Annotated in this window: 28 protein-coding genes and 1 pseudogene; 27 read left to right on the top strand and 2 right to left on the bottom strand. The window is 38.4% G+C overall.

Annotated features, from left to right (window positions below; translation table 11 throughout):
* The first annotated feature begins 455 nt into the window (after window positions 1-455).
* The 5 genes from H626_RS0104780 to H626_RS0104760 all read left to right on the top strand — a co-directional run bounded on the left by H626_RS0104780 (window position 456) and on the right by H626_RS0104760 (window position 6,243).
* A complete protein-coding gene (locus H626_RS0104780) occupies window positions 456-2,114 on the top strand; it encodes a peptide ABC transporter substrate-binding protein (RefSeq protein WP_156883236.1) in 1,659 nt (552 codons plus the stop codon).
* Between the two features lie 113 nt (window positions 2,115-2,227).
* Entirely contained in the window at window positions 2,228-3,169 is a 942-nt protein-coding gene (locus tag H626_RS0104775) for an ABC transporter permease (RefSeq protein WP_027108325.1), read from the top strand.
* Window positions 3,162-4,208 carry an ABC transporter permease gene (locus H626_RS11445; protein ID WP_027108324.1) on the top strand — a complete coding sequence of 349 codons (1,047 nt, stop codon included), beginning with the start codon at window positions 3,162-3,164 and terminating at the stop codon, window positions 4,206-4,208. Before H626_RS0104775 ends, H626_RS11445 begins: the two co-directional genes overlap by 8 nt.
* 3 nt (window positions 4,209-4,211) lie before the next feature.
* A complete protein-coding gene (locus H626_RS11440) occupies window positions 4,212-5,294 on the top strand; it encodes an ABC transporter ATP-binding protein (protein ID WP_027108323.1) in 1,083 nt (360 codons plus the stop codon).
* Complete coding sequence (locus H626_RS0104760; RefSeq protein WP_027108322.1) at window positions 5,281-6,243, top strand: ABC transporter ATP-binding protein; 963 nt, start codon at window positions 5,281-5,283, stop codon at window positions 6,241-6,243. Before H626_RS11440 ends, H626_RS0104760 begins: the two co-directional genes overlap by 14 nt.
* A gap of 193 nt (window positions 6,244-6,436) precedes the next feature.
* Here H626_RS0104760 and H626_RS0104755 read toward each other — a convergent pair whose 3' ends face one another.
* Window positions 6,437-6,670, bottom strand: coding sequence for a DUF3953 domain-containing protein (locus H626_RS0104755; RefSeq protein ID WP_027108321.1), 234 nt, complete (start codon window positions 6,668-6,670; stop codon window positions 6,437-6,439).
* Between the two features lie 485 nt (window positions 6,671-7,155).
* Between H626_RS0104755 and H626_RS11695 the strand changes: the two genes are divergently transcribed.
* From H626_RS11695 to H626_RS0104670, 17 genes and pseudogenes are all read left to right on the top strand, one after another.
* Window positions 7,156-7,290, top strand: coding sequence for a hypothetical protein (locus H626_RS11695; RefSeq protein WP_281170657.1), 135 nt, complete (start codon window positions 7,156-7,158; stop codon window positions 7,288-7,290).
* Between the two features lie 2 nt (window positions 7,291-7,292).
* Window positions 7,293-7,502, top strand: coding sequence for an aldo/keto reductase (locus H626_RS11620; RefSeq protein WP_027108320.1), 210 nt, complete (start codon window positions 7,293-7,295; stop codon window positions 7,500-7,502).
* A 226-nt stretch (window positions 7,503-7,728) separates the two neighbouring features.
* Window positions 7,729-8,121, top strand: a pseudogene (locus H626_RS11615) (aldo/keto reductase); the annotation flags it as partial.
* Window positions 8,122-8,143: 22 nt separating this feature from the next.
* Entirely contained in the window at window positions 8,144-8,989 is an 846-nt protein-coding gene (locus H626_RS0104735; protein WP_027108318.1) for an aldo/keto reductase, read from the top strand.
* A 35-nt stretch (window positions 8,990-9,024) separates the two neighbouring features.
* Window positions 9,025-10,023, top strand: coding sequence for an aldo/keto reductase (locus tag H626_RS0104730; protein ID WP_027108317.1), 999 nt, complete (start codon window positions 9,025-9,027; stop codon window positions 10,021-10,023).
* Between the two features lie 149 nt (window positions 10,024-10,172).
* Entirely contained in the window at window positions 10,173-10,676 is a 504-nt protein-coding gene (locus H626_RS0104725) for a hypothetical protein (RefSeq protein WP_027108316.1), read from the top strand.
* 78 nt (window positions 10,677-10,754) lie between these two features.
* A complete protein-coding gene (locus tag H626_RS0104720) occupies window positions 10,755-11,606 on the top strand; it encodes a DegV family protein (protein WP_027108315.1) in 852 nt (283 codons plus the stop codon).
* A gap of 124 nt (window positions 11,607-11,730) precedes the next feature.
* Entirely contained in the window at window positions 11,731-12,012 is a 282-nt protein-coding gene (locus H626_RS10665) for a YkvA family protein (RefSeq protein ID WP_051237820.1), read from the top strand.
* A gap of 243 nt (window positions 12,013-12,255) precedes the next feature.
* Window positions 12,256-12,555 (top strand): ArsR/SmtB family transcription factor, encoded by a 300-nt coding sequence (locus tag H626_RS0104710; protein WP_027108314.1) that lies wholly within the window; start codon window positions 12,256-12,258, stop codon window positions 12,553-12,555.
* A 12-nt stretch (window positions 12,556-12,567) separates the two neighbouring features.
* Window positions 12,568-13,572: a permease gene (locus tag H626_RS0104705; RefSeq protein WP_027108313.1), complete on the top strand. Its 1,005-nt coding sequence runs from the start codon at window positions 12,568-12,570 to the stop codon at window positions 13,570-13,572.
* Window positions 13,573-13,598: 26 nt separating this feature from the next.
* Entirely contained in the window at window positions 13,599-13,829 is a 231-nt protein-coding gene (locus tag H626_RS0104700) for a thioredoxin family protein (protein WP_027108312.1), read from the top strand.
* Between the two features lie 97 nt (window positions 13,830-13,926).
* A complete protein-coding gene (locus H626_RS0104695) occupies window positions 13,927-14,679 on the top strand; it encodes a DUF2238 domain-containing protein (RefSeq protein WP_211221950.1) in 753 nt (250 codons plus the stop codon).
* A 144-nt stretch (window positions 14,680-14,823) separates the two neighbouring features.
* On the top strand, window positions 14,824-16,638 hold the full coding sequence (pepF, locus tag H626_RS0104690) for an oligoendopeptidase F (RefSeq protein WP_027108310.1): 1,815 nt from the start codon (window positions 14,824-14,826) through the stop codon (window positions 16,636-16,638).
* 4 nt (window positions 16,639-16,642) lie between these two features.
* Entirely contained in the window at window positions 16,643-16,951 is a 309-nt protein-coding gene (locus H626_RS0104685; RefSeq protein WP_027108309.1) for a hypothetical protein, read from the top strand.
* A gap of 99 nt (window positions 16,952-17,050) precedes the next feature.
* On the top strand, window positions 17,051-17,971 hold the full coding sequence (locus tag H626_RS0104680) for an alpha/beta hydrolase (RefSeq protein ID WP_027108308.1): 921 nt from the start codon (window positions 17,051-17,053) through the stop codon (window positions 17,969-17,971).
* Between the two features lie 25 nt (window positions 17,972-17,996).
* Window positions 17,997-19,382, top strand: coding sequence for a condensation domain-containing protein (locus H626_RS0104675; protein ID WP_027108307.1), 1,386 nt, complete (start codon window positions 17,997-17,999; stop codon window positions 19,380-19,382).
* Window positions 19,383-20,048, top strand: a complete 666-nt coding sequence (locus H626_RS0104670; RefSeq protein WP_027108306.1) for a DUF6320 domain-containing protein — start codon at window positions 19,383-19,385, stop codon at window positions 20,046-20,048.
* 70 nt (window positions 20,049-20,118) lie between these two features.
* Here the strand turns inward: H626_RS0104670 and H626_RS0104665 are convergent, their stop codons facing one another.
* Window positions 20,119-20,775: a CAP domain-containing protein gene (locus tag H626_RS0104665; RefSeq protein ID WP_027108305.1), complete on the bottom strand. Its 657-nt coding sequence runs from the start codon at window positions 20,773-20,775 to the stop codon at window positions 20,119-20,121.
* A 147-nt stretch (window positions 20,776-20,922) separates the two neighbouring features.
* On the opposite strand from H626_RS0104665, the gene H626_RS0104660 reads away from it, so the two are divergent.
* From H626_RS0104660 to pepF (H626_RS0104640), 5 genes are all read left to right on the top strand, one after another.
* Window positions 20,923-21,378, top strand: a complete 456-nt coding sequence (locus H626_RS0104660; RefSeq protein ID WP_027108304.1) for a DUF305 domain-containing protein — start codon at window positions 20,923-20,925, stop codon at window positions 21,376-21,378.
* A gap of 304 nt (window positions 21,379-21,682) precedes the next feature.
* Window positions 21,683-21,889: a YwbE family protein gene (locus tag H626_RS0104655; RefSeq protein ID WP_027108303.1), complete on the top strand. Its 207-nt coding sequence runs from the start codon at window positions 21,683-21,685 to the stop codon at window positions 21,887-21,889.
* A 130-nt stretch (window positions 21,890-22,019) separates the two neighbouring features.
* Window positions 22,020-23,405 (top strand): MATE family efflux transporter, encoded by a 1,386-nt coding sequence (locus H626_RS10660; RefSeq protein WP_245570074.1) that lies wholly within the window; start codon window positions 22,020-22,022, stop codon window positions 23,403-23,405.
* Between the two features lie 117 nt (window positions 23,406-23,522).
* Complete coding sequence (gene mnmL, locus H626_RS0104645) at window positions 23,523-24,485, top strand: tRNA modification radical SAM protein MnmL/YtqA (RefSeq protein ID WP_027108302.1); 963 nt, start codon at window positions 23,523-23,525, stop codon at window positions 24,483-24,485.
* 27 nt (window positions 24,486-24,512) lie between these two features.
* The gene (pepF, locus tag H626_RS0104640; protein ID WP_027108301.1) at window positions 24,513-26,327 is read left to right on the top strand and encodes an oligoendopeptidase F; all 1,815 of its coding nucleotides are present in this window, start codon (window positions 24,513-24,515) and stop codon (window positions 26,325-26,327) included.
* Window positions 26,328-26,456 lie beyond the last annotated feature (129 nt).

Below are 26,456 nucleotides of genomic sequence, written 5' to 3'. Positions count from 1 at the left end.
ATACAAATAACTCAAAAACTGAACACTTGCCAGGCGAGTGTTCAGTTTTTGGGTTATTTTTTTGTCTTTTTTTTTAAATGCACTAATAGGACAAGCGACGGGGATAAAACAGTCCAAATAGTTAAAACAAAAAAATAGTACTAAATACAGACTTATTCAGCAACTAATATTTGGTTTCTGTGAAAACAAAAGATGACAGCCATCCTTATGAGATTTAAATGTGAGGATAAAAAAACGAATGTTTTAAGGAGAACACGAACGATATGGAATAGACACAATTTAGAAACGCTGTTGATAAGCGTTTTCTTTTAAAAAAAGCGAAGTTTTTACGTTTTTTTTTAATAAATATCAAAAAAATACTTGACCAATCTAAAAATACAGATTATAATTCGATTACATTAGATTAAAAAAATCTAATCTATTGCTCATTTAATTTAAATAACGGGGGGATAAAAATGACGAAACTGAATAAAAAGCATTTATTAGTCAGCGGCTTAGCATCACTTTTAGTTCTATCTGCTTGTGGGGGAGAAACAAATGAAGAAGTAGATAGTTCAGCAGAAGCTGATACGTCTTCTGACAGTCAAGTATTAAATGTGCAAGTTGACGTCGAAGTAGCGTCTATGGATCCACAAATTGCAACTGATGGAACTTCTTTTGAAGTGATTGCCAATACAATTGATGGATTATATCAAGTGGATGCTGATGGAAATCCGATCCCAGCTCTAGCAGAAACTACAGATAAAAGTGAAGATGGTTTGACCTATACTTTTAAAATTAGAGAAGATGCAGAATGGACAAACGGGGAACCTGTAACAGCACAAGACTTTGTCTATTCTTGGAGAAGATTAGCAAACCCTGAAACAGGTAGTGAATATGGCTACATCATGGGAATTGCGGGTCTGGAAAATGCTAATGAAGTATTAGCTGGAGAAAAAGCTCCTGAAGAATTAGGTGTTACAGCATTAGATGAAAAGACATTAGAAGTTAAATTAGCTAATCCTGTTCCTTACTTTGAAAGTTTGATGTCATTCATTTCATTTTATCCATTAAATGAAGAATTTATGAACGAAGTAGGAGATCAGTATGGTACTTCACCTGATACGTTACTTGCAAACGGTGCTTTTGAAATCACTTCTTATGAACCGGCTGCAACGACTATTCAATTAGAAAAGAACGAGAGCTATTATGATGCTGAATCTATTGAGTTAGAGGGCATGAAGTATCAAGTCATTAAAGATTCACAACAAGCTATGCTTTCTTATCAAAATGGAGACTTAGACCTTGTAACACTTGCCGGTGAACAAGTGGACTTATTCAAAGACGATCCAGAATTTGTAAATACTCAAGCTGGTTATCTCTGGTATATCTCACCTAACACATTAGTTGAAGGTTTAGAAAATGAGAACTTGAGAAAAGCATTAGCCATGTCGTTTGACAAAGAACAAATTGCTGAAACAGTCTTAAAAGATGGTTCTTCAGCAGCTGATTATGTCATTCCTGAGGGCTTAGCAACAGGACCAGATGGGAAAGATTTCCGCGAAACAGCAGATACCTATTTAGCATATGATCCAGAAGCTGCTACGGAAGCTTTTGAAGTAGCTAAAGAGGAGACTGGACAAGATACGTTCACATTCGGACTACTCGTTGAAGATACAGAGAGTGCAATCAATGTGTCCCAAGTATTGAAATCTCAGATCGAAGATACCTTGGACGGTGTCACGATCGAAATCGAGCAAATGCCTAAGAAAACGCGTCTAGATCGTATGAAACAAGGCGATTACGATTTGGGACTGACACGTTGGGGACCAGACTATGCAGATCCAATGACATACTTGGACTTGTGGGTAACAGACGGAAGTAACAATGATGGTTCTTGGTCAAATGAAGAATATGATGAAATTGTCTTTTCTGCTATTGATGGGGATCTCTCACTTGATACGGAAGCCCGTTGGGAAGCACTGAAAGAAGCTGAAGCTATCATCATGGATGAAGCTGGCGTCCTTCCTGTATATCAAAAAGGGAACGCAGTTATGATGCAAGATAACGTTTCTGGAGTTGACTTCCACGCAGTTGGATTGTCACGTGTATACAAAAACGTTGTGAAAGAATAATAATCAACAACGGAGAAGACGTATTGGGAAAGTGAAGCTAATAAGTTCTTTCTAGCTTCTACTTCTTCTCAGGTACGTCTTTTTCATTTTTTATGTGAAAGGAGAAAAACAATATGAAAAAGTATGTTTTAAAAAGAGTATTGATGTCTGTTGTGACCCTTATGGTCATTGTGTTAGTTCTCTTTACGTTGATGCAGTTGTTACCCGGTTCTCCTTTTAATGACGAACGCTTGAGCATTGAACAACAACAAGTATTGATGACGAAATACGGTCTGAATGACCCGATTCCCGTTCAATTTTTTCGGTATGTGAAAAACATGTTAACAGGAGATTTTGGCAAATCGTACACCATTTCAAAAGATACGGATGTTTCCTTATTATTGCAAAACCGCTTGCCGATCTCTCTGTTGTTAGGAGGGATTTCTATTGCTTTAGGTTCAGTAGTAGGCCTTTTCTTAGGGATCGCAGCAGCCTTGAAACACAATAGTCTGTTAGACTCCGCTGCGACGTTCCTATCAGTAGTAGGGGTTTCTATCCCATCTTATGTATTTGCATTAGGTCTGTCTTATTACTTTGGGTTTCAATTAGGTTGGTTCCCGATGTTATATAGCGTCTCTGATGGGTTACTTGCTTTTGCACTTCCAGCGGTAGCCTTAAGTATGACTGTAATGGCTACAGTAGCCCGTTTTACTCGTACCGAAATGATTGAAGTGCTTAGTTCCGATTATATTCAATTAGTGGAAAGTAAAGGTGTTTCAGGTGGACATTTAATTTTTAAACATGCCTTAAGGAATGCATCTATTTCTATTATTACGATCTTAGGACCTTTGGTCGTTAGTTTAATGACGGGTAGTCTAGTCGTAGAAAAAATATTCTCGATTCCGGGCATTGGACAATTAATGGTTCAAGCCATTCAATCAAATGATTATAACGTAATATTAGCTTTAGCATTTGTCTACAGCGCCTTGTATATATTTGTCATGTTGGGCGTGGATATTATGTATGGAGTATTGGACCCACGTATCCGTTTAGCGAAGGAGGATTCTAATGGATAAGACACTTGATCACCCAATAAACCCTATAGACGATTTTACATTTATTGGGGCAGATAATATCAGTCAGATAGATGAAGTCTATGAAGAAGATTCTTTTTGGAAACAGCTAGTAAAACGAGTGATGAAGAACAAAGGATCCATTTTTGGATTTATCTCCATTACATTGATCATATTTATGGCGCTGATCGGACCTATGATTTCAGGGTATGAGTTTGATGAGCAAGTTGCCGGACATGAAAGTATGGCTCCGCGTATTCCAATTCTGGAAAACTTTGGTATTTTTGATGGAACAGAAACCTTGAAAACTTCTACAGGTGAACTGGAAGTCAATAAATATGAAGTGATCGAAGGTGGAGAAGAAGTCTATCATTGGTTCGGAACGGATGTTTTAGGAAGAGATTTGTTTACACGTACTTGGGAAGGAACGCGGATTTCTCTGTACATTGCTCTAGTTGCAGTAGTGGTCGATGTCTTGATTGGAATGACTTATGGAATGGTCTCCGGTTATTATGGCGGAAGAATTGATAATATCATGCAACGAAGTGTAGAAGTACTGAATGGAATTCCCAACCTAGTGGTCGTTACGTTGCTGATCATCATCCTGAAACCGGGCTTGATGAGTATCACATTGGCGATTGCCATTACCGGCTGGATCGGGATGAGTCGTGTCGCCCGTGCTTCGATGCTGAAATTAAAAGAGAGTGAGTATGTACTTGCGGCCCGCACAATGGGTGCGAAAGATTTGACCATCATGTATAAAGAAATATTGCCGAATATTTTTTCTCAATTACTGATCATGTCAATGTTTTCGATACCGAATGCGATTTTTACCGAAGCGTTTCTTGCTTTCGTCGGAATTGGGATCCCAGTCCCGATGGCCTCGTTGGGTTCACTGATTTCAGAAAACTTTAAATCACTGACCACGCATTTTTATATGATCGTGCCCCCTGTGGTGGTTTTGGCATTGTTAATGCTCAGTTTCAACTTATTAGCTGATGGATTAAGAGATGCACTCGATCCTACCATGAAAGAGGTGTAAAGAATGACAAAGGAGAAAATATTAGAAGTACGTGATCTAGCAATCACGTTCAAAACTTCTGCTGGGTCCGTTCGCGCTGTTCGTGGAGTCGATTTAGATTTATTTAAAGGGGAAACATTAGCTATCGTAGGTGAATCTGGAAGTGGGAAGTCCGTTACTACGAAAGCAATCATGGGAATCCTCAGCAACAATGGAACTATCGAAAGTGGCACTATTTTATACACATATGAAGACAAAAGTGAGAAGGTAACCAAAAATCTTTTAGACCTTTCTAAAAAACAAATGCGCAAAACAATTAATGGGAAACATATCGCAATGATTTTCCAAGATCCGATGACTTCTTTAGACCCGACAATGAGTGTTGGAAATCAAATCATCGAAGGAATGCGCACGCATTACAATACCAAGAAAAAAGAAGCGCAAGAAAAAGCAATCGAACTATTGCGACTAGTAGGGATCACAGATCCGGAAGCGCGTATGAAAAACTATCCTCATCAATTATCCGGTGGGATGAGACAGCGGATCGTCATTGCTATCGCACTAGCGTGTGATCCCGATGTTTTGATCTGCGATGAACCGACAACTGCTTTAGATGTAACGATCCAGGCAAAAATTTTAGAACTGATCCATGATATCCAAGTAAAAACAGGTATTTCAGTCATTTATATCACGCATGACTTAGGTGTCGTAGCGAAAGTTGCTGATTATGTCAATGTTATGTATGCAGGGAAAATTGTTGAAAAAGCGACCGTAAATGAAATCTTTTACGAACCAAAACATCCCTATACATGGGGCTTATTGCTCGCTATGCCTGATTTGGAAACTAATCCGGATAAACTCGTATCTATTCCGGGGAATCCACCAAACATGGCCCATGAAATGGAAGGGGACCCTTTTTATCCAAGAAATCCTTATGCTTTGCATATCGATAAGAAGAAGGAGCCGCCATTGATCAAAGTTTCTGAAACGCATGCTGCGGCTACTTGGTTACTGAGTGAAAAGGGACCGGAGTATAGTTTGCCAATTGAACTGCAACAACGGATCGAACGGATGCGAGAGGAGGACCGCGTGTATGGAACAGAATAGGGAAGCTCTTTTAGAAGTTAAAGGTTTGAAGCAATATTTTAAGATCAGTCGCAAATTTTCCGTGAAAGCTGTTGACGGTGTTTCATTTAAGATTTATCCTGGAGAAACGTATGGACTTGTTGGAGAATCGGGCAGTGGGAAATCGACGATCGGTCGCTCGGTTATTCGTCTCCATGAAATCACAGATGGGGAAATAACGTTCAAAGAAAAAGATGTTTCAGGGAAAATGGATAAAGAAACGCAAAAAATGTTGCGGACGAAGATGCAGATGATCTTCCAGGATCCGATGGCAAGTTTAAATCCGAGAAAGAATGTAATGGATATCATTGCCCAAGGATTGGATATTCATGGAGAGGCTGGTTCTTCAAGCGAGCGGAGTGAACGAGTCCTACAGATTTTAGAACGTGTGGGTCTTTCGAGAGAATTTGCTGGACGTTTTCCTAGTCAGTTTTCTGGAGGACAACGCCAACGGATCGGAATTGCTCGGGCATTGATCATGAATCCGGATTTAATCATTGCTGATGAGGCAATCAGTGCGTTGGATGTTTCGATCCAGGCACAAATCGTGAATTTAATGAAGGAAATCCAAGAAGAGACGAATGTAGCTTATCTCTTTATTGCGCACGATTTGTCGATGGTTCGCTATATTTCGGATCGGATCGGGGTTTTGCATTTAGGCCATATGATCGAAACAGGAACAACAGAGGAAATTTTCTCGAATCCTGTTCATCCCTATACCCAATCTTTACTCTCTGCGATACCATATCCAAATCCGATGATTGAAAAAAAACGGACAGCGTTAAGTTATGACTATGCAACAAGTGGATTGGATTATTCCGAAGGCTCTCTCCAAAATGTTGGCGGGACTCATGAAGTATTGGGTACCGAAGAGGAAATTGCCAATTGGTTGAGTGAAAACAGAATGGAAGATATTGTCGGAATCAAATAAAATAAAAAAATTCTGGCCATGGGCCTACTGTATTGTGTTTCCTCTCACATAATTCAGAATGTCACTTCAAAAGGTAGTTGACATTCAATAACTATCTGTATCAGATTTATAATTAAACATAAAAAATCTCAGTTCAGTGAACTGAGATTTTTTTCTGTACAGTTTGATTTTCTTTTTTGTCTGGTAGCATCACTTAAGCGAACAATAAAGTGTGTACAGAAACGTAAAAAATAAATAGGGAAGCAAATATACTGATAATACCTATTTGCTTTCGTTCTTCTATGATTTCGGCTATCCCCAAAACCAGCAACGTCGCTCCCATAAAAAACAGCATATAAGGCATAACTATGTAATTTTTAGATAGTAAAGCATACCCCGCTATCACTATACCAATGATCGATAATACGATTCTGAGTATTTTCAGCAATATATTCACTCCTTATTGTATAAACTCGCAATTATTCAACGAGCTAGATTGTTTATTAATCCATCCGTTGATCGAACATCTTGTATCAAATTGACTGTCAGTTAAAGAGAGCTCCTTTGCAAAACTCATGCTTATTTTAACACAACCACTCACAGTACCCTTTACATTCAAGCGAAAAAGTAACCGGGTTCCACTTTGCAAAAAATTGTATGCAGAATAGAAAGTCGAAATTAGGTCATATCTGACTAGTATTGGCTGAGAAATCAAGAAGTATTGCGCATAGCATTTTTACTGGCATGATAAGAAACCGAACTTACTCCCATTGGTCTAGGCTTCTTTTTAAAAAAATGAGGAGAGGATGGGAGTTCTGTAACTATTATTTTGTTTATGTAAATGACTTGACTTAGAGCCTACTTCAAGGGGTATGATGGAGTCAGTTGATTGGTATCGCTTTCCAAAAGGGGGACCCACATAGGAGAAAGTACATGCATACGAGAATTTTAGGTAAAGACTTAGAAGTATTGGCCATCGGACTTGGGATCATAGGTATGGATCACGCTTATGGACCAGCTGCTGACCGCAAAGAAATGATTCAACTCATTCGCAAGGCAGTTGATTGAGAGTGCATTTTTTTGACACAGCAGTTGTTTACGGAGAAGACAACGAAAGGCTACTAGGAGAAGCTATTAAACCCATTCGTGATCAAGTGGTCATCGCAACCAAGTTTGGAATTATTGGGCAGGAAATCGTGGATGGTAAACCGCAGTATATGTTAAATAGTGAGCCAGATTCCATTCGGGAACAAGCTGCTGGTTCCTTGGGAAAACTATAAGTGGTAACAATTGATTAGTATTATCAACACCGTATCCATCCGGATATTTAATCAGAAACTGTAGCTGAAGTAATGAAGGAATTGATCAGGGAAGGAAAAATCAACTACTGGGGCCTTTCAAATACACCGGAAGACATTTGCGACTTGCGCATGCAGTTTGTCCAGTTACAGCCATTGAAAACAGTACTCTATGGTGTGGAGAGCACCATAAAAAGAAGCATTTCCTGTCTGCGAAGAACTGGGTGTTGGTGTCGTTGTCGTTGCATACAGTCCACTCGGAAATGGATTTTTGACCGGGAAGTACTCTCCAGATACGGAATATCCAGAAGGTGACTTTCGTAACTTTATGGGAAGATTCAAACCAGAAGTAATAAAACAAAATAAAGACTTACTTGAAATGATTGACCGAATTGCAGATGAAAATAAGGCCACTTCTGCTCAAATAGATTTGGCTTGGGGAATGGCTCAAAAAGATTACAAAGTTCCTATACCTGGTACGAGAAAATTGCATCGTTTAGATGAAAACATAAAGGCAATGCACATCACGTTATCCTCAAATGATTTACTTGAAATCAATGAATCTTTAAATCAAATAGATATCGATAAAACACACTTTTAATAACAGGAAAGGAAGATGAGAAATGAATGAAATCACACTAACAAACGGAGTGAAAATGCCACAATTAGGATATGGAGTATTTCAAATTGCTGATTTAGAAGAATGTGAACGCTGTGTTCTAGATGCAATTGACGTAGGGTATCGATTAATCGATACTGCTCAAGCATACGGAAATGAAGAAGCGGTAGGAAATGCAATCAAAAAAAGTTCAGTTTCACGAGAAGAATTATTCATCACTACGAAAATCTGGATTTCCAATGCTAGCTATGAGAAAGCAAAAGCTTCCATGGATGAATCCTTACGTAAATTGCAAACAGATTATATCGACTTGATGCTGATTCATCAGCCATTTAATGATTATTACGGTGCTTATCGAGCTATGGAAGAATATTACAAAGCTGGCAAACTGAAAGCAATCGGTGTAAGTAATTTCCACCCAGATCGCTTGATCGATATAGCAACTTATACAGAGATCCCTCCGATGGTCAACCAGGTGGAAACACATGTATTTAACCAACAAAAAGAAGCTCAAAAAGTGATGGAAGAATACAATGTACAAATTGAATCATGGGGCCCCTTTGCTGAAGGAAAAAATGACTTTTTCACGAATGAAACAATGAAAGAAATTGGGGAAAAATATAAAAAATCCGTTGCACAAGTAGCTTTACGCTATCTTTTACAACGAAACGTGGTCGTGATTCCAAAAACAGTCAATAAAGATAGGATGAAAGAAAACTTTGACGTTTTTGACTTCGAATTAACTCAAGAAGATATGGAAAGGTTAGGAGAGCTAGATAAAGAGTCCAGCTTGTTCTTTAATCATCAAACGGCCGAAACTGCCAAACGTATGACCGGTTTAAAACGTTAAATAAGGTATTTATTAATCAAAAGGAGGTTTTATCAATGGAAATGATGAAATTTGGAAATACGGGAATGGATGTTTCACGAATTTGTTTGGGGGCAATGAGTTTTGGGGATCCTGAAAAATGGACACATGAATGGGTGTTGAAAGAAGAGGACAGCCGAAAAATCATTAAAAAAGCGTTAGATATGGGAATAAATTTCTTTGATACTGCCAATATTTATTCGCGCGGGGAAAGCGAGAAGATATTGGGGAAAGCGTTGAACGATTATGCTGACCGCGAAAAAATCGTTGTAGCATCCAAGGTCTATTTTGGATTGGAAGACGGACCGAATATGAGTGGATTGTCTCGCAAATCCATTTTCCACCACATTGACCAGACGTTGGAACGGTTAGGGATGGATTATCTGGATTTGTATATCATTCATCGGTGGGATTACACGACTCCGATAGAAGAAACAATGGAAGCTTTACATGACTTAGTGAAATCTGGAAAAGTTCGCTATATAGGAGCATCAGCTATGTACGCATGGCAATTCCAAAAAGCGCAGAATGTGGCTGAAAAACATGGATGGACAAAATTTGTATCCATGCAAAATCATTACAACATGATCTACCGTGAAGATGAGCGGGAATTGATCCCGTTTTGTAAGGAAACGGGAGTGGCGTTGACGCCTTATAGTCCTTTAGCTTCAGGCAGATTAGCGCGTGACTGGTCTGAAACAACAAAACGTTCTGAAACAGATGCAGTTCAAAAAATGAAATATGGATCTACTGAAGAAGAAGATAAAAAAATTGTGAAACGTTTGGCTGAAATCGCTGAAAAGAGACAAGTCCCTCGTGCTCAAATTGCACTGGCCTGGATGTTGCATAAAGATCAAGTGGTCTCACCGATCATCGGTGCTACGAAAGAGAAATATTTAGATGATGCTGTTGCGGCAGTCGACATAGCTCTTTCGAAAGAAGAAATCGATTATTTAGAAGAATTGTATGTTCCACATACTATAGTTGGCGCTTTACCTTATCCTGCTGAGAAATAATAGTTTCAAAAAACCTTTTATTTAGAAGTTCAGTTCTTTTAGCTGAACCTTTCTACATAAAAGGTTTTTTTGAGGGAGAACTCTTTTAATTTCAAATGAATTCCCGTTACACTAGAGGTAATGAAACTTAATTCAAAGGAGGAAAAAGTATGATCGAAAGAATCGCAATAAAGGAAAATCGTCCTTTTCCAAATAATACATTGCCCGTATTGTATTATCCCCATGCTTTTAAGGAGATAATTGAAAAAGAAAATGCTGTGGATTTGATCCAAAGCCATTTCAAAAAAAATGGTTATACGAATAGTTGGGTGAATGGGATATATGCTTATCACCATTTTCATGCGACCACACATGAAGTGCTCGCCTGCTTTAAAGGGAGCGCAACAGTCCAACTTGGTGGACCGGGTGGGGAGGTTCATCCATTCACTGAGGGAAACGTCTTATTGTTACCGGCCGGAGTAGCACATAAATTAATTGAGGCTACAGGAGATTTTCAAATTGTAGGGGCCTACCCTAACGGGAATAGTCCGGATATGGAAAAGGGGGATTCCAAAGAGTACGAAGAATTACTCCATAAAATACAAAAAGTTCCGTTTCCGGAATGTGATCCAGTCGGTGGAAGAAATCTAGGTGTGCATGAATATTGGAAATGAAAATCGCTGATAGGATAGCGTAATCATAAAATTAAAGGTATAATGAAAGAACGCTATCAAAAAATAAGGGGGATTTAAATGAGCTTTAAAATCGTAACAGATTCAACCGTTCATTTAACCGATAATGAAATTGCTGAGAATGATGTTTCCATCATTCCACTATCGACTATTTTAAATGGGGAAGTCAGAAAAGATGGGACAGAAAAAGAGAAAGCACAATTTTTAGCAGATATGAAAAGTAGTGAAGAGCTACCCAAAAGTTCTCAACCACCTGTGGGATTGTTTTTGGATAAATACAACGAACTAACTGCAGACGGGAGTGAAGTCCTTTCTATTCATGTAACGCATACATTGAGTGGAACAGTGGATGCAGCTAAACAAGCTGCAGCGCTAGCTGATGGAAAAGTAACCGTAATTGACTCACAATATATTGCACGAGCAATGGCTTTTCAAATTTTAGAAGCTGCGCGGTGTGCTAAAGAAGGCTTGTCTATTGAAGATACCCTTCTACGATTAGAAGAAGTAAAAAAAAGAACCACATTGTATATTGCAATCGTGGATTTGACAAATATGATCAAGGGTGGTCGGATCGGAAAAACTTTGGGTGCTGTTTCGCAATTGCTTAATTTAAAAGTAAATCTAGAAATGGTAGAAGGAGCTTTAAAGGCCGACGCAAAAGGTCGTGGGACCAAAAAAATCATAAAACGATACGAAAAAATCATTGCAGAACTAAAAGAAGCAAAAAAAGAAATCATTGAAATAGGTGTGACGCATGATGGAATGAGTGCTTACTCTTTTCAATTGGTCGAATTATTAAAACAAGCTTTTCCTCAGGCACGATTGGAAATTGCTCATGCAAATGGTAGTGTCATGACTCATGCAGGTCCAGATGCTGTTTCGATTCAATTCCTTGAAAAGAAAGTCAACTGAAGATCGACATACTTAGAGTGAGATAGGTTTCCTACTTTAGACGGATGTGTCCGCTGGTGTTTTATTGTATACTTCGTACAAAGCTTGATTAAACAGGCAAATAAACTGAAAAAGGAAAATGTCTATGAAATTCAAAAAGAAACAGACTCAGACGCCTCTTTCAACAGTAAAACACTTAATGCAATCACTGTTTGACACAACTGTGGATAAACGTAGAAAATGGATGGTAGCTGCAATTGTTCTGTACATTATTAGCCCAGTCGATTTGATTCCAGATATGATCCCAATGGTCGGCTATGCAGATGATGTGCTTTTGCCGATCCTCTTATTCGTCGCGGAAAAATTGCTCAATGCAGATGATACAGAAGACAAATCAAAGCGTAAAAATGCGGAAATCATTGATTAACGCATTACCTAAAATGTAAAGAGGGAGAGGCCGGGACAAAAAGTCCCGGCCTTTTTCTATTTAACGAATTTCGTTTTTAAAACGTATTACAAAAAGCAGACGCTAAAAAAGATAGTGGGGAAAGTTTGTGAAATAATTAAAAAGAGTATTGACAACCATCTATGAAGGAGTATACTTCTATATAGATGGTTGTCAATATAGAAGTATGTAAATGTCTTATAGAGAAAATGAAAGGAGCAAAAGATGGCGAATAGTTTAGAAGATAATGTAAAGAAATTAAAAGTGTTATCTGATGAAACACGGTTGAACTTGGTGCAGATGTTAGCTGGTGAGGAACAGTGTACCTGTGATTTATTAGCAAACTTTCAAATTTCTCAACCGACTCTATCTTATCATATGAAGATGTTAAAGGATCAAGAGTTGATTTCTTCTCGAAAAGAAGGAAATAAGACGATGTACAGCCTTCGCAAAGATGAATATAGAGAACTAGTCGAGTTCATGAAAAATCTCGGCAAAATCAATAATGAGGTAGTGAACAAATAGGGAGATGTAGTGATGGCCGTATTTTCGTGGTTTAATGAAGTATTTTTAAAAATGACATGGTTAAATAATTTCATGGGCGGTATAGTAGAAAATGTATTTCAGCTAGATTCTACGAGTAGAATCGGGGCAAGTTTACAATTCTTTTTATACGATACGCTAAAAATATTTTTCTTGTTATCTGTATTGATTTTTGGTATTTCTTATATCCAAAGTTATTTTCCACCGGAACGGACAAAGAAAATTTTAGGGCGGTATAAAGGTATCAACGCAAGCATTCTTTCCGCACTATTGGGAACAGTCACCCCTTTCTGTTCTTGTTCTTCGATTCCTTTATTTATTGGATTTACAGGAGCAGGGTTGCCTTTAGGAACAACCTTTTCCTTCCTGATTTCTTCTCCACTAGTAGATTTGGCTTCAGTTATATTATTGGCAAGTATTTTTAATTGGAGTATCGCATTAGCTTACGTACTCGTTGGACTGGTCCTCGCCGTACTAGGTGGAGGAGTGATCGGTAGAGCAGGTATGGAAAATCAAGTCGAGTCTTTTGTCTATGGGGCGTCTTCTATTGATGTAGAGGAAGTCAAATTAAGTCCGAAAGATCGATACAATTACAGTGTCGAGCAAGTGAAAGAAGTTATTCAGAAAGTATGGCTCTATGTATTACTGGGTGTGGGAATCGGTGCACTGATTCACAACTGGATCCCCCAAGAATTGATAACAGCCTTGCTTGGTCAAGATAAATGGTATTCTGTTCCGTTGGCTACTTTAATAGGTGCTCCAATTTATGCTGATATTTTTGGGACGCTTCCGATTGCGGAAGCTTTATTAGCTAAAGGTGTGGGGCTTGGAACAGTGCTGGCATTCATGATGAGCGTGACTGTGCTATCATTGCCTTCGTTGATTATGTTGAAAAAAGTTATTAAACCGAGGTTGATGAGTTTATTTGTAGGAATCGTCGTCATAGGGATTTTTATCATCGGATTTGGATTTAATGAATTTAGTAGTGTATTTATTTAAAAAAATTAGTCAAAGGAGACGATAAAATGGAAATCAAAGTATTAGGACCTGGGTGTGCAAACTGTGTGCGGTTAGAAAAAAATGTGGAGGAAGCTTTGAAAAATCTTGGTATGAAAGCAACTGTTTCTAAAGTGACTGATCCGATGGATATTATATCCTTTGGTGTCATGAGTACACCGGGATTAGTTGTGGATAACAAAGTTGTTTCTTACGGCCGCGTATTAACACCGGCTGAAATCGAAGAAAAAATCAACTAAATGACGGTGAAAAAGTTGTACAAATCTGTACAACTTTTTTTTTGCTTTAAAAAAGTAGGCTTTAAAATAAAATTAAGGTATAGTAAGAGGATGAGAGGTGAAAAATTTGAATTTATCTATTTTAAATAAAAATTATCGACCAAGGAAAAAATGGATTTTTTGGACGGTTGTTACCCTTCTGGCCATTTCTATTATTTATGCAGGGTATATGCTCACACAAGCACCTTCTGGAATCGCGGAAAATGAATATCAACGAGTAAAAAGTGATTATGTGTTAATGATTTTTCAATGTGTAGTGGGACTGATTGTTATTTTTATTCCCTCAAAAATTGAGAGAAAATATAGTATTGATATTCCTGATATTATGGAAATCATTTTCTTTTTATTTTTGTTTGCAGCAATTTATCTAGGGGAGGTACGGAATTTCTATTTCCGGGTTCCACACTGGGATTCTGTATTGCATGGGTTCAGTGCGTTGATGCTGGGAGCGTTAGGTTTTCTGCTTGTCAATTATATTAATGATACAGGTATACTCGATGTACGATTGAGTCCTTTTTTTGTGGCTTTATTTGCCTTTAATTTTACAGTTACGGTGGGCGTTATTTGGGAAATTTATGAATTTTTAGCAGATGGGATCCTCCAGACAAACATGCAGAAATTCATTACCGCTGAGGGTGAAATACTCATTGGAAGAGAAGCTCTAACAGACACAATGAAAGATTTGATAGTCGATGCGGTAGGGGGGTTTGTCGTTGCTGCAGGTGGTTATTTCGCTTTAATGACTAGACGAGAACAAAAAGTAGAAGAAACAGGCAGAGAAGATAAGTTTGTAAAACCGAAGAAGGAATAAGGGGAAAGCCTGGCCATTGGATAAAATGGTCAGGCTTTTTATTTAAAATCAAATACAAACGAGATAATTTCCAAGATTAAAAATCAATGATATACTGATGAGGTATAAATTATAGGGGATAAAACAATTAAAGGGGAGAAAAGAATGGCACAGCAATTAGTGGAACGCAAAGATGTGAAGGTAGAAAGAACATGGGATTTGACTGAAATATTTTCTACACAAGCAGAATTTGAAAAAGCAAAAGAAGAGCTACTTAAAAAGGTAAGCGGTTTTGAAGAAGATTATGATCGACCGGAAGAAGCGTTAACGGTCAATGCATTATTGTCGGCTTTAAAAGAGTATGAGGCTATCCGTCAATTGATGGGGTGGATCGGACAGTACGGCAGACTTCCGTCAAACGTCGATATCGCCAATTCTGAATACACAGATTTGAGTCGCTCGACAAGTAATTTCTTAGCTCAAATCCAGGCGAAGCTGAGTTTTTTTACCTCCTTACTTACTGCACAAAGTGAAGAGACATTAAATGAGATCCTAACTAGCGAAGAAAAGTATGACCCTTTTATTCGAAAGATAAAAAAACAAAAGGAACATCAATTAGATCCCGCGGTTGAAAAGACTTTAGCAGAGTTAAGTCCAACACTACAATCGCCACTTCAATTATTTGAACAAGCACGTTCAGCGGATATGGACTTTGGGTCATTTACAGTTGATGGAACAGAGCACCCACTCAGCTTTGTATTGTATGAAGAATATTATGCCTATCATCCGGATACGAAAGTAAGAAGAGCGGCCTTTGAAAAATTTTCTTCAGTATTAGAACAATATAAAAATGTTATCGCAACAGCTTATTACACACAAGTTCAAAAAGAAAAAACGCTAGCTTCCCTACGTGGATACGACTCTATTTTCGATTATTTACTGGAAGATCAAGAAGTGGATCAAGAATTGTATCATCGTCAGATTGACAAATTGATGAACGACTTTTCTTTAGTGATGCGTAAATATGTGACACATTTAAAACAAATCAATGGGTTGGATAAAGTCACCTTTGCCGATTTGAAACTAGATTTAGATCCTGAATTTTCCCCTACTATTACTATAGAGGAAAGTGAAAAGATGGTTTTCACGGCTTTGAAACCCTTAGGGAAAAATTATCTCGAGAGCATCGGAAATGCATTTTCAGATCGCTGGGTAGATTTTCCTCAAAATAAAGGGAAACGTTCAGGCGCATTTTGCTCGACAGCTTATGGCAAACATCCGTATATTTTAGTTAGTTGGACAGATCAGTTAGCTGATGCTTACACATTATTCCATGAACTCGGACATGCCGGTCAAGGAATCTTATCGAATGAAAATCAATCCATTTTGGGTGCGCGTCCTTCTCTATATTTGATCGAAGCACCGTCTACATTTAATGAGTTACTGCTGACGGACCACTTGAAATCGACAAGCGAAGATCCGAGAATGGAACGCTCTGTTTTATCCAAGATGATCTCGAAAACATATTTCCATAATTTTGTGACTCATTTGTTAGAAGCTGCTTACCAAAGAGAGGTCTATCGTTTAGTAGATGAAGGAAAAGGTTTCGATGCCAAAAAATTAAGTGATATCAAGCGTTCAGTTTTAGAAAAATTCTGGGGAGAAGCTGTAGAAATCAATCCGGGGGCAGAATTGACTTGGATGCGTCAAATCCATTATTATATGGGATTGTATTCTTATACCTACTCAGCTGGATTGACCATCGCGACACAGGCGTTCCTAAAAGTAAAAGAAGAAGGAGAACCGGCAATGGAAAAATGGATCGAGTTTCTTTCTTTAGGAGATAAATATGAACCGATAGAAGCTGCGGCAGTCGCTGGAGTAGATATTACTACAGATAAACCTTTAAATGATACGATTCAGTATTTAGATGAAACCGTCGATCGTATTATTGAATTAAGCAAACAAATCAAAGAGTGAAGCTTTGCGTTCAGAAATGAGGGGCTGGAGCGGGGCAGAACAAGATTCGTCAGAATCGGTGAATCCCAGCGAAGCAACCGCCTTTCTGCAAAGCGCAACTCGTTTCAAAAAAGAGAGTGAAGCTTTGCGTTCAGAAATGAGGGGCTGGAGCGGGGCAGAACAAGATTCGTCAGAATCGGTGAATCCCAGCGAAGCAACCGCCTTTCTGCAAAGCGCAACTCGTTTCAAAAAAGAGAGTGAAGCTTTGCGACAAGGGATACAGCATGGAGAAGTGGCTGTTGGTTCTGCTTTTTGGAGCGGTATGTATTCGTAAAGAGAAAATGTGTCTGAGAGATTTATTTCAGCCTCATTTTCTCTTTTTTAGGTCAGGTATGCTAAACTAGAACAAATAATAGTAAATGAGGCAACGGATATGAACCCATTTTTAAAATTTGTTTTGAAACTCTTATCTTCTCCACGCATCGATGTAGAAGAGGATTATGAATCCATTCGCAGATTTCATCAACTCTTTTCTTTAAAATCAAAAAAAGGCTATAAAATCCTCGATTATCAACTGTTTTCTGCAGATCATTCACACGAGATCCCTATACGCGTTTTCTATCCTGAAAAGTTAGAGAAACAAGAAGCTATCCTCTTTTATCATGGGGGCGGCTGGGTAGTGGGAGACATTGAAACCTATACCCATACGTGCATTAATATGGCGAACAAACTTGGCAGAGTCGTCTATTCTGTGGATTACCGTTTGGCTCCAGAATACCCTTATCCAGCTGGGCTAGAAGATTGCTATCGGGTGGCAGAGCTTTTATTTGAAAAAAAAGGTATACCCAGACAGTTTAAGCCTGAAAAGTTCATTTTGATGGGTGATTCAGCTGGGGGTAATTTGGCAGCGGCAGTTTCACTGATGCTTCGAGATAAAGGGATGAAATTACCAGACAAACAAGTATTGTGGTATCCGGTCACGCATTGGGACCATACGAAAAATTCACCATTTAAGTCAGTTGAAGAAAATGGTTACGATTACGGATTGACCGCTAAAAGGGTAGAAAGTTATATGGAATTGTATGCTCCAGAGGAAGAATTGAGAAGAACACCTTATATTTCTCCTTTGATGGCACCCAATTTAAGAAATCAGCCGGAAACATTCATTATTACGGCAGAATTTGATCCTTTAAGAGATGAAGGAGAAGCTTATGCAAAAGCTTTGCAGGAATCTGGTAACAAGGCCCAGTTTCACCGAGTGGAAGAAAGTCCGCATGGATTTATTACCTATCCAGAGAATCATCCGTTTTTAGAAGAAGTGTATCCATTGATCAAAGATTTTCTAGACGCGTGACAGGGAGAGTTTGAGGTGAGAGAAAGTGGCGAACAAGACATGGGTTCGTTTAGATAATGCGTCAAATATATTTTTAGCATCGCGAAACGATTTAGACACGAAAGTTTTTCGCATATCTGCGGAACTGAAAGAGCCCGTTCAAACTGAGTGGCTCCAAAAGGCTTTAGATAAAACGTACGATCAATACGCCTTGTATCACAGTGTTCTTAGGCGCGGATTTTTTTGGTATTATTTAGAAGAAAGTCATTTACGACCCAAAGTATCTTTAGAAACACAGGTACCCTGCGCACAGATCTATCACTTTGATAGAAAAGAATTGCTGTTTCGCGTGCTCGTGCATCACAAGCGCATTCATTTGGAAGTCTTTCATGCACTATCAGATGGAACAGGTGCTTCCTGGTTTTTAGAAGACTTAGTAAAAAATTATATAACTTTGGCTTATCCAGAGGCTTTGAGTGAAAGTCAAAAAGGGCAAATGCCCGAAAGATTGACGACCCAGATCGAAGATGGATTTGTAAAATATTTTAGACCACAAGCACAGAAAATCTTTAAGTTATCTGCACAATCAGCTTTACAGACGGTTACTGCTACAACAAAAAAAGTGGAACAGTTTGCTCTTCGAATTGGAAAACGAGCATTGTACTACAACTGGGAAGAAGATCAAACCAAGTCAAAAGTGTACCAGATAAAGGGAACGAAGACTCCTGACCTGCGTATGAATACGACAGAATTGGAAATGCCTGTAGATCAGTTACTGGTTGAATCAAGGAAAATCGGAGTTTCACTAACCATTTATCTTTCAGCTCTTTACTTTTTAGCGATTTATAAAGCGCGTGCTCATATAGAAAAGAAACCAACCTTGACTCTATCTATACCCGTGAATTTAAGACAATTTTTCCCTACGTATTCTGCTCGGAATTTTTTCACAGCTATTCATTTAAGTTATACTTTCAAGAAAGAAACGCCTGAATTAGAAACAGTTTGTCTTGAATTATCTCAGCAATTGAAGAACCAACTGACACAGACAAATTTAGAAAAAAGATTGGGCTATTTGTTATCTTTTGAATTTAATCCGGTCATTCGATTTGTTTACCGTCCGCTCAAGGATAGTATATTAAAAATAATCAATTGGCTAAACAACCGGAAAGTGACAGTTTCTATGTCAAACTTAGGCAGAATGATCTTTGCAGAAGAGTTCGCACAGAAAATTGACCGCCTGTATTTTCAGACGGCTTCGGTCAGACCGCAATTTTCGATGATCAGTTTTGAGAATAAATTGTCCATCGTTTTTACTTCTCCTTTCATGGAAACGGATATTCAAAAAACATTTGTCCGTTTGCTGACAGAAAAGGAAATTTCAGTTGTCGTGGCTGCTAGTCCTAAACCAGAAAACAAAGGGAGGGATAAGTAGATGAAATACTGTCCCGAATGTAAGATCGAGCTAAAGGGAGATCCCCCAAACTGTCCTCTATGTGAAGCGACAGTAATTGATAGAGATGGAGAGGTAGAGCCGAACCCTTATCCGGAAATTCCTCTCCGATTTCGCAGAGAACGAATTTTCCGCTATTTGATCGGGTTTTCGCTCCTTATTATCCTGAGTTATATTTTGGCAGAACTCTTCTTCGATTTGAGTGTAGGTTTTGTGGAATACCTACTGTTTGCAGTTGTGAGCCTGTGGGTGTCCATGTTGATCCTTATTCGGAAACGACGCAACATTGCTAAAAGCATCGTTTATCTGCTCGTAACATTCAGTCTGCTCTCTTTGTATTTGGATGCTATTCAAGGGTGGAGTGGGTGGTCTCTAACCTATGCTATTCCAAGCATCTCGATTTCTGCTCTTCTGGCGATGCAGATTTCTGTCAGAATGGTTCGCATGGAGATTGGAGACTACATTTTGTATATCCAATTGGCAGCTCTATTGGGGATAATCCCAGGAGTTTTCCTCCTGTTCAATTGGACGAGTTCTCCAGTTTTTAGTTTGTTTTCTTTTGGCTTGAGTAGTGTTTTCTTTTTAGGAATGTTGATCAGACATCGCTATGCGATACGGCTAGAATTGAAAAAACGACTAGATGCATAAAAATAAGTGAATTCATAAATAAAAAGTTCTCTGCAGTTTGAGCAGAGAACTTTTTGTTTATCCGTTTAAATTACATGGGTGTGCCAAATATCTGCGTAGCATATAAAATCTCACCATCAAAATGAATACCAATACCTACTTCCCGGAAATCTGGATGAATCATGTTCTCATAATGACCTTGGCTTTCTCGCCAACCTTCAAAAAGGAGTTTAGCCATACTTTCTTCATCCCCGAAGTAAGTTGCCATTCCAAGATTTTCTCCCGCTAAGCGATAATTGTATTGAACAGTATCTTCTTTTAATACAGTAAAAGGATCCCGGCCGTCTGGTCGTGTGTGCGAAAAAGATTCTTCCGTTTCTTTTGCACGGATATCACCCGCTACTTTTAATTGTGACTGGGAAGTCAAAATGGGTAATCCCTTTTCTTCTCTGAGTTGGTTCAACTGTTCAAAAATAGATTCTTCTACTTGTTCGTAATTGATTTCGCTACTTTTATTCTCGGTTGATGGGATTGGAGTATCTGTCGTTGCACTTTCGTTTTTTAACACATCTGGAGTCAGTATTTCAATAGAAGAATCTTTCCATTCTTCAGGAACGGGAATTTGCTCGATGATTCGATCTACAGGCTCATCTAATTGGGTTCCGTCTAACAATTCATATGTCTTGATCCAAATTCCTGCGAGTAAAGAGAAAATTATCGTCAGGAGATAAAGCAAAAATCTACCCATAGTGTTCATCCTTTATTTCTTATTTTCTAAATTGTACCAGAAAATAAATAGAATGGAAGAAAAATTGAGAGTTAAGCAAATCATTTTATTTTTTAAAGGAAACGATTTACAATTGGAGTAATAAAATGAACTGGAGGTAAAATGAAAATGAAAAATTATATTCGATTCGCCATTATGATTTTAACTTCTACGGTAATCATGTACTTCCTCATGTATTTAAATGTTTTCGAAATCTCACATGCCACTTTTAGTGAAACACGGTTATATATGGCACTTATCATGGGTTCGGTCATGGCAATTGTCATGCTCCTATTTATGTGGAAAATGTACAAAAACAAAAGAGCAAATGCAATTATTTTAGCGGTGGCTGCTGTGACATTTGGAGCATCCCTGTGGTTAGTTCGTAGTCAGACACTTGTTGATGATACATCTTGGATGAGCGCAATGATCCCCCATCACTCTATAGCTATTTTAACGAGTGAACGTGCCAACCTCACGAACCCTGAAGTGCAGGAATTAGCCGATGAAATCATAGAAGCGCAAAAGCGAGAAATTGATGAAATGAAGGAACTCATCGAGGAAATCGAAGCAGAAGAAGAATAACGAAACGTTTTTTAGAAAAGGTTGTGACCTAGGTCGCAACCTTTTTAGAATGTATAGAAAGTAATAAAAAAATCTAGTCCTATTCAAAAGAAGTGTTGAGAGGGAGGCAACAACAAATCTCAGTCAATTGACAACTGGAGGAGAATAAATAAATGCCGTTATATGAGTGTGGATTTAGCCGTATAAAAGACGATGCCCTAGCAGAGATGGGTGAGTATTAGGCGGGAATCATATGATAATTTACTCTATCTTTTTACAACGAACTCAAGTAACATATAAGGACAGATAGAAAGAAGGGGTATAAATGAAAAACGGAAAAACAAGGAAAGATATTCAACCAGGATCATTAGTGGATATCGTGTTGAAAAAAGATCAGCGTACGAATAAATTAACTAGGGGACATGTGAAAGATATTCTGACGAATAGTCCCACGCATCCACATGGGATCAAAGTAAGAATTCGAGAAGGAAATCAAGTGGGTCGCGTCCAACAAATTATAGAAGAAACATAAAAGGATACCAAAAGATAATTAACGTAAACGAGTATTGACCTCATCGGATAAAATGACTATACTTGTTTAGTTAGTATAGTTTACTTATAGAAGTATAAGTATCGAAATGCATAAAAAGGAAGTCAGGAAAATGAAAGAAAACAAAATGGGAACCATGCCTATCAATAGGCTTTTAGTCAGTATGTCTTTACCAATGATGCTTTCGATGGTCGTACAAGCGCTCTATAACATCGTAGACAGTATCTTTGTTGCTCAGTTAAGTGAAAATGCTTTAACAGCAGTTACATTAGCCTTTCCGATTCAAAATTTGATGATTGCGATTCAAGTCGGTACTGGAGTCGGAATGAATGCGCTACTCTCCAGAAATTTAGGTGAAAAAAGATTCGATTCTGCTAATCGGGCCGCAAGCAACGGCGTCTTTTTATCCATTTTACATTATATCGTCATCTTGATTTTAGGGTTAACGATGGTTCCAACTTTTTTCAGAAGTCAAACGAGCAATCCAGCCATTCTTGAACAAGGTGAAGCCTATTTGAGCATCATCATGATTTTTTCTTTGGGCTTATTTCTTCAAGTTATTTACGAACGCTTGCTTCAAGGAACCGGGAAAACAATTTATTCGATGTGGATTCAAGGTGCAGGAGCTATTATAAATATTATTTTAGATCCACTATTTATTTTTGGCTGGTTCGGTTTTCCAGCATTAGGCGTAACCGGTGCAGCAGTAGCTACTGTCATTGGACAATCGATTGCTGCCACTGTAGGTTTCTTTTTGAATAAATACAAAAACGACGAAATTCAAATGCAGTATTTTGGTTTTCGTCCGCATTTAGAAACGATCAAAAAGATTTATTCAGTAGGAGTTCCTTCTGCAATGATGATTTCCATTACGTCAGTAACAATATACTCGTTGAATAAAATATTGATGCAGTTTACTCCAACGGCCATAGCTGTTTACGGTGTGTATTTCAGATTACAAAGTTTTGCCTTCATGCCTGTTTTTGGGTTGAATAATGGGATGATCCCCATTATCTCTTATAATTATGGAGCACGAAAAAAAGAACGGATAACCGAAGCCATTCGGTTAAGCATCTACTATGCAATGGGGATCATGTTGTTTAGTTTAGCTATTTTCCAAATTTTACCGGTCGCCCTGCTCAACATGTTCAATGCTTCAGAGGAAATGCTAGAAATCGGTATACCGGCACTACGTATCATTAGCTTAAGCTTCTTGTTTGCTGGCTTTAGTATTATTGTCAGCACAGTTTTCCAAGCTTTTGGAAAAGGGATGTTTAGTTTGTATGTTTCGATTGCGCGCCAACTTATCATATTGATTCCGTTAGCTTATCTTTTTTCTTTAACGGATAAAGTTCAATATGTGTGGTGGTCTTATCCCATTTCTGAATTGGCTTCGGCCTTGTTGTGTGTTTACTTTTTAAGAGTCATTTATAAGAAGTATATTGACCCGCTACCCGCAACCCTGGAAGACCCAGAAACTTCTTCGACATCAGAATAAAACTGAATTGGTCGCGCGAGCTTTTCTCTTATTTTCCGGAAACGGTGAGAGTAGCCTGCGCGATTTTTCTATTTTAAATAGAAGAGAGAAGTGGTAAACTTTTAAGGAGGTGAAGAGATGAGCAAGAGTGTGCTTACGCAAAATGATCAAAAGAGATATTATACGTGGAATAAACATTTGAAAGAAACATTTGGTGAAAAAGTATTTAAGGTAGCTCTGGACGGAGGTTTCGATTGCCCGAATCGAGATGGAACGGTTGCTTATGGTGGCTGTACCTTTTGTAGTGTTTCGGGTTCCGGCGATTTTGCTCAAGATCGAGTGGATCCGCTGCCTATTCAATTCCGTAAAGGCGTAGATATGATGCATAAAAAATGGCCGAGCGGGCAAAAGTATATCGCCTATTTTCAAAACTTCACGAATACGCATGCACCTGTGGAAATATTGCGGCACCGCTTTGAACAAGTGGTAAATGAAGAAGGCATTGTTGGGATCATGATTGCAACTCGTCCGGATTGTTTGCCAGATGAAACGGTCGCATACTTAAGTGAGTTGAATAAACGGTTCTATTTGTGGGTGGAATTAGGTTTGCAAACTATCCATGAAGAAACAAGCGAAAAAATCAATCGTGCTCATTCTTATGAAACCTATTTAGAGGCTGTAAGAAAATTGCGCAAACATGACATTCAGGTTGTTACCCATTTAATTAGTGGACTCCCAGGTGAGACCGTGGACATGATGATCGAAAATGTTGAGCGGATGATTTTGGATTCAGATATTCAAGGCGTCAAGCTGCATTTGCTGCATCTTATGAAAAACACGAAAATGGTACGTGATTATGCCCAGGGGCGCTTAGAATTTTTAGAGAAAGATACGTATGTTCAATTGATTTGTGACCAGCTAGAGCGGATACCGAAAGATATTGTGATTCATCGATTAACTGGTGATGCTCCGCGCGATACACTAATCGGTCCTGAATGGAGTCTGAAAAAGTGGGAAGTGCTGAATGCTATCGATGCGGAAATGGCTCGCCGCCAAACGACACAAGGAGCTAAAGATGTGCGGTCAGGGCTGCATAAATAAGAAGATGAAAGAGAAGGGATGAAAACTATGTCAGAACAAGAATTGAAATTGCGCAGTGAAGTAGACAAACAATATACGTGGGATGTTTCTGCCTTGTATGAAACAGATGAAGCTTTCCAAAAAGATGTAGCAGAACTCAAAGAGCAAGTCAGTCAATTCGAGAAGCGTTATGAAGGAAACTTAAATTCTGCGGCTAGTATTGTAGAAGCATTAACTGCTTATGAAAAAATTATGCAGCTTTCTATTTACACATATCACTATGCTTTCTTACCCGCTGCAACAGAGATCACCAATTCTGCCTATTCTGAACGTTCGCGGTATATGGAAAATATCTTGGCATCTACAAGTGCACAGCTTTCTTTCTTTGAAAATGAACTCATGCAGGTGGAGGAAAAAGTTTTGGCTGCTGTTCAAAAGGAAAAGCCAGATTACGCATCGTTCCTTAGACATTTAAAGAAAAACAAAGCTATTCAGTTGCATCCAGCTGTAGAAAAAGCATTAGCTCAATTGAGTCCCATTTTATCTTCACCAGAAGCAATCTATGAACAAGCTCGTTTAGCAGATATGGAATTTGGGACATTCACTGTGGATGGCAAGGAATATCCATTGAGCTTTGTTCTATACGAAGACTACTATATGTACCATGAAAATACTGCTATACGCAGAGCAGCTTTTGACAAATTTGCATCTGTGCTGAAACAATACGAGAATACTGTAGCGACTGCATACTATACACAAGTGCAAAAAGAAAAAACAATTGCGACAATGAGAGGTTTCGATTCTATATTTGACTACTTACTTTTTGATCAAGAAGTCGACCAGGATATGTATCACCGTCAAATTGATTTGATCATGGAAAAGCTTGCGCCGGTCATGCAAAAATATGCTGCACATTTAAAAGATGTCCGAGGATTAGAAAAATTAACGTATGCGGATTTGAAAATCGATTTGGATCCTGATTTTTCTGTTCCAGTATCGATCGAAGATTCTAAGAACTACGTGAAAGAGTCTATCAGCACATTGGGACCAGACTATACAGACATGATCATGAAGGCTTATCCAGAAAGATGGGTGGATTTTGTTCAGAATAAAGGGAAACAAGCTGGCGGTTTTTGCTCTAGTCCCTACAGAAAACATCCGTTTGTATTGATGTCATGGACAGGCCAATTGTCTGATGTGTATACACTTATTCATGAATTCGGTCATGCCGGACAAGGAATACTATCTGGTGAAAATAATTCTGTTTTGGGAGAAGATCCTTCTTTATACTTGATTGAAGGTCCTTCAACATTTAACGAATTATTGCTAACCGATTATTTGCAACGGAAAAGTACCGATGAAAGAATGGAACGTTTTGCTTTGACAAAAATGTTGGCAAACACGTACTTCCACAATTTCATAACACATTTATTGGAAGCTGCTTATCAAAGAGAAGTTTATCGTCTAGTTGATGAAGGTAAAGGTTTTGATGCGGATAAATTGAGTGAAATCAAACGATCTGTATTAGAAAAATTTTGGGGAGATGCAGTTGAAATCAATCCAGGCGCAGAGTTGACATGGATGCGTCAAGTCCACTATTACATGGGATTGTATTCTTACACTTATTCAGCTGGATTGACTATTGCGACACAAGCCTTCTTAAAAGTGAAAGAAGAGGGACAACCAGCTGTCGATAATTGGTTAGAGTTCCTTGCTTTAGGAGATAAACTTGAACCAGCAGAAGCTGCTCAAGTTGCCGGGGTAGATATCACAACTGATAAACCACTAAATGATACCATCAATTATCTGGATCAAACAGTTGAGCGGATCATTGAGTTGACCCAAGCAATCAACAAGAAATAATAAATGATAAAAGAGTCATGCATTCGCATGACTCTTTTTCCGTAGAAATGTTTCTTCAATCAATACTATGATCAAAAATGCCAAAAAGTGTCTATTATTCGATTTTTTGAGTAATAATCGATAAACTGA

Source organism: Lacticigenium naphthae DSM 19658 (assembly GCF_000425865.1).
In the GTDB taxonomy this organism is placed as follows: Bacteria; Bacillota; Bacilli; order Lactobacillales; family Carnobacteriaceae_A; genus Lacticigenium; species Lacticigenium naphthae.
This window is presented reverse-complemented; position numbering and strand designations above follow the sequence as displayed.